The sequence below is a fragment of the Brucella sp. TWI559 genome, from assembly GCF_039674265.1.
Taxonomy (GTDB): domain Bacteria; phylum Pseudomonadota; class Alphaproteobacteria; order Rhizobiales; family Rhizobiaceae; genus Brucella; species Brucella chromiisoli.
In genome coordinates this window covers 1-4,687 of the sequence record NZ_JBDJNE010000048.1, presented here as the reverse complement: position 1 = coordinate 4,687, position 4,687 = coordinate 1, and the positions used below count along the sequence as shown (strand labels likewise).

Genomic DNA, 4,687 nt, shown 5'->3' with positions numbered 1-4,687 from the left:
TTGATGATAAGTCCCGCCCCAAGGAAGCCGATCCCTGTCACGACCTGAGCGCCAACTCTAAGGTCATTCTCGATACCGAGGGCATTGGGGAGAGATGCATAAGCGGCAGCGCCAAGTGCCACAAGAGCATGTGTCGCAAGACCGGAATGTCGTTGTTTTAATTGACGTTCTAAGCCGATGACAGCGCCAAGCAAAAGCGCGACACTTAAATTGATCATAATGGATTGAAGGGCAACAACTTCCGACATGTACATCCTTTCCGCCCGTAAGACATTCAAACTCTAAAAAATTCGGAGCACCTCCTATAAGCTGAAAATTCGAGTTGCTCTATCCATTTGATTTTACGCGCTTCTTTTTGCAAAAGCCGCTTAACATTCTGTGGGAAGCGCAGTAGCGCTCTGCCTTAACGTTCTGAGATACGATTGATAACACGCGCCGGCAGATGCAAAGCCAGTGAAGCCTGTTCTAAAGTACCCTGTCCAACGGCAATAAACGCTGTATCCATACCGGCATATTCGTCCGTAATGAGACGGCGCAACAAATGCCCCGAACCAAGCAGTTTTATCAGCGTGCTAGAACTCGCAAACACACTGTGACCACCACTGTCGACCTGAGAAATATCAAGAACCTGCACATTCTTTTTTTGCAGAAAGGCGATATCATGGCCACTACCAATACGCGGTTCACCTCCAGCAAGGCGACGCGAAATATCAAGCGCGCGATCCCGGCGGGAAACAACAATCGTGAAAGGTTGTGGCAGAGGGTTAATGTCTTCAATCTGGCTTCGGAAAAGATCAGGGTCGAGGTCAGGAGCAGCAAGCATAACCCCTTTTATACTTTTTAGCACATCCTCACGTTTTTCCAGTGACAGGGTTCTCAGTGCTTCCATGATAACGACAGCGCCCATTGAATGCCCTACCAGAACAATACCGTTCGCTTTGGTTTTCGTCACCAATTCGAGGGTTTGAGCCAAACCTTTGCGAGCAATAAGTGCGCTGTCTCTGTCATAGAGATAACGGGTAAACGACGCAGCGGAAGCCCAGGAAAAATGGATGGGTACACTACCAATCTCATAGTCATGGACAATTTGCGCGTTACGGAAAAGGCCTTCGGCAAAGTTGTTGTTATAACCATGCACAAAGATAAAGGCTTCGCGCTGTGCAACAGGGCGGTTTGCCATGCGCCGGTTTAATTCCGCAATAAATGCCGAGCTGTCTTGCAACGGCTTATAGTTGAAAGCTGTAAAATGTCTCTTCGCATCGGGGCTGCTCGACGATGTGTCCACCCTGCCTGGGCGATGCGTTGCTGGGATGCGAACATCAACCTCTGAAAAATTTAAGCCAGCCGATCTTGTGCGTGAATAAGCAATATTTGCTTCATCTGTCGCCTCCCTGACTGTGGCGATCAGAAAGGGAACAACAGATTGGGCATTCGCATGCCCGGTGTCAGTCAGTTCAAGGCCGGTGACAGCCCTGTTGGCGCAGCCAGCGGCTAACTGAAGGATGATTACGAAAACAAAAAGATGCTTCAAGTTACGCCCTCACTCGAAGAACGAGATGGATTACCGAAGGCTTAGGGCCAACTGGAAATATCAGATGCTAAACATGAGATGACTAATTTACAATTGAATAGCTGCCATCCTCTCTTTTCACAACAATTTCAGCCTTGATGAATGTTAGTGCTAGCTTAAAAATGCTACTCTGATCCTCGAAGGCAGCGAAAGATGCAAGCCTTTAATGTTCTGCGCATTTAAGATGTGATGAGCAGAATTGAAAAAACATGAGCTGGAAAGTTATGATTATGTCAGCAATAAGGTAATGTGATGCGGTCGGACTTGTCTGATTACATCTTGGTAAATGTTTTAAACGACTCACAAAGGGAAAAAAATGGAATTACTCTCCCCTCTCGTCGACCCCGATAAAACATTCATCTCAACAGGAAATCTGCCCCCGTCTGATCGTGTTTCGCAGCTCGTAACGGAAGCGCATGAACGCTTTGGCAGTGTTAACCTGGGACAGAACTCGCAAGTCTATCCTGCTCTGGCAAATGTTCCCGCCAACCTTTTTGGGATCTGTGTCGCTGGCGTCGATGGTAATATTTTTTCGGTCGGTGACGCCGATCACGAATTCACGATCATGAGCGTTTCCAAGCCGTTCATCTTCGCACTTATCTGCGATCTTATCGGCGCTACAGGGGCACGAGAACGGCTCGGAGTGAATGCGACAGGCTATGCCTTCAATTCATTGGCTGGCATCGAACGTGACCGCGAAGGGCGCACAAATCCAATGGTCAATGCCGGTGCTATCGCTACAACCAGCCTGGTTCCGGGAAAAAATGAAGACGAAAAGTGGCGTTTTATTCACGAAGGCCTTTCCCGTTTCGCAGGGCGCGACCTTTCCCTCAACGAAGAAGTTTATGATTCTGCTTCAAAAACCAATTTTCGCAACCGCAGCATAGCGTGGATGCTGGAAAGCACTGGAAGCATATACTCTGACCCGGTTGAAGCGGTTGAGCTTTACACACGTCAATGTTCGCTGAACGTCAGCGCAAGAGACCTTGCTGTCATGGGAGCGACTTTGGCCCATGGGGGCGTCAACCCATTAACACGTGAAAAGGTCGTTAAGCCGGATGTTTGTCATTACGCACTTGCCGTGATGCTGACAGCAGGTCTTTACGAAACATCCGGCGACTGGCTTTACGAGATTGGACTGCCGGGTAAAAGCGGCATCGGTGGTGGCATAGTAACCGTGTCACCGGGTAAAGGCGGGCTTGGTACATTCTCTGCGCCACTTGATGAAGCAGGCAACAGCGTGAGGGGACAATTAACCGCGCAATTCCTGTCACAGCGTCTTGGGCTTGATCTGCTTATGTCCTCGCCTGCGAGGTAGTTACCAATATATTCCAGAGCTTTTCATAAAGCTCTGCCGATCTGTCACATTGCGAGAGGGAATTATAGCGATGGCAGCTTCTACAAACGGATCATATTCCGAAGAACGTAATTCGTGGCTTCCCATGGTCGCGATCGCTTTCGGTCAGGCGATCATGTCTTTTAACGTCGCCTCACTACCAGTAGCGCTCGGCGGTATGGTTGAAAGCTTCGGCGTGGCGCCTACAGTCATTGCCACAGGCATCGTCGCTTATTCGATGATCGTCGCAGGTTTCGTCATGCTTGGTGCCAAGCTCGTACAACGCTTTGGTGCCTTGCAGGTGTTTCGGCTTGCTGTCATCGTCTTCGGTGTAGCACAAATTCTGATGACGTTTAGTCCCAATGCGACTGCGATGATCTCCGCACAGGCGCTTTGCGGTGCAGCGGGCGCGGTGATCGTGCCTGCGCTTGTTGCTCTGATTGCTGAAAACTACCAAGGCAATCAGCAGGCGACGGCGCTCGGTGCATTGGGCTCAGCCCGTGCAGGTGCCGGTGTTCTGGCGTTTTTAATTGGTGGCGTGCTCGGAACCTATATCGGCTGGCGTCCGGTTTTCGGCATTCTGATTGCAGTATCTGCACTCGTTCTTGTCTTAAGCTTTCGTCTAAAGCCTGATCAGGGTCGTCCTGAAGTCAAAATTGATGGCATCGGCGTCGTGCTTGCAGCAGCAGCAATCATCTCGATCAGTTTCGGATTTAACAATCTGAACGGATGGGGGCTGTTGCTTGCAAATCCCTCCGCGCCATTCAATATTCTGGGTCTTTCCCCCGCACCGGTTCTGATCATTTTCGGCATCATACTGGGACAAGGCTTCTTTCTTTGGACACGACGTCGCGAAGCCAATAATAAAACGCCTCTGCTGCCGCTTCAGGTTCTGGATTCACCACAGGAACGTGCAGCTGTTTTCGCAATGTTTGCGGTCGTCGCTCTGGAAGCTGCGCTTAATTTTTCGGTCCCTCTCTATATCCAAATTGTTCAGGGCCGCTCCCCGCTTGCAACAGCCGTTGCAATGCTTCCATTCAACCTGACAGTCTTTTTCGCAGCCATGTTGATTGTGCGTGTTTATGGAAAACTGTCCCCACGACAGATTGGCAGATACGGGTTCGGGCTATGTGCAGTAGCGCTTATTTGGCTAGCCTTTGTCGTACGCAATGACTGGAGTTCAATACCAGTACTGTTTGGACTTATTCTTTTTGGCATCGGACAGGGTTCGCTCGTGACACTCCTGTTCAACGTTCTGGTTACTTCGTCACCGAAGGAACTGGCTGGAGATGTCGGCTCCTTGCGCGGAACGACGAATAATCTTGCGGCAGCGGTGGGTACTGCGGTTGCCGGTGCGTTGCTCGTAGGACTGCTCAGCAGCGCCGTTATGCGACAACTGGCCCAGAACCCGACTTTGCCGATTGAAATCCAATCAGAAGTTAATCTGGACAGCATCACCTTCGTTAGCAACGATCATTTGGCAAGTGTAATTGCAGCCACATCCGCAACACCGGAACAAAAAGCCGAAGCACTGAAGATTAATACAGAGTCACGGCTTTTGGCTCTTAAGATAGGCTTTTTAATTATGGCGGGACTTGCACTCATCGCAATTCTCCCGGCAGGCCGCTTGCCGAATTATAGACCCGGTGAAATTCCCGAGCCGTGAATATCAGACAACCCAAAAGGGCAGCTTCAGCTGCCCTCAGACTGCAAATAAACCCCTGGCCACAGCCAGGGGTTTATCATTCACTGGGGCATATTGAAGAAACCTGTGCCCGAAC

General features: G+C 50.1%; 4 protein-coding genes. 2 read left to right on the top strand and 2 right to left on the bottom strand.

All coding sequences use genetic code 11. From position 1 onward, the window contains the following. On the bottom strand, positions 1-248 hold a 248-nt coding region (locus ABE530_RS19380), incomplete at its 3' end, for an MgtC/SapB family protein (RefSeq protein ID WP_499695687.1). A 155-nt stretch (positions 249-403) separates the two neighbouring features. Beyond that, positions 404-1,531, bottom strand: a complete 1,128-nt coding sequence (locus ABE530_RS19375) for an alpha/beta hydrolase (protein WP_499695686.1) — start codon at positions 1,529-1,531, stop codon at positions 404-406. 355 nt (positions 1,532-1,886) lie between these two features. On the opposite strand from ABE530_RS19375, the gene glsA reads away from it, so the two are divergent. Further along, positions 1,887-2,888: a glutaminase A gene (glsA, locus tag ABE530_RS19370; protein ID WP_499695685.1), complete on the top strand. Its 1,002-nt coding sequence runs from the start codon at positions 1,887-1,889 to the stop codon at positions 2,886-2,888. A gap of 70 nt (positions 2,889-2,958) precedes the next feature. Next, positions 2,959-4,572, top strand: coding sequence for an MFS transporter (locus ABE530_RS19365; protein ID WP_499695684.1), 1,614 nt, complete (start codon positions 2,959-2,961; stop codon positions 4,570-4,572). Positions 4,573-4,687: the final 115 nt, after the last annotated feature.

Bases quoted from the DNA above. Each gene is read 5' to 3' on its own strand.
- glsA (WP_499695685.1), top strand. From the start codon at position 1,887: ATGGAATTACTCTCCCCTCTCGTCGACCCCGATAAAACATTCATCTCA.
- ABE530_RS19365 (WP_499695684.1), top strand. From the start codon at position 2,959: ATGGCAGCTTCTACAAACGGATCATATTCCGAAGAACGTAATTCGTGG.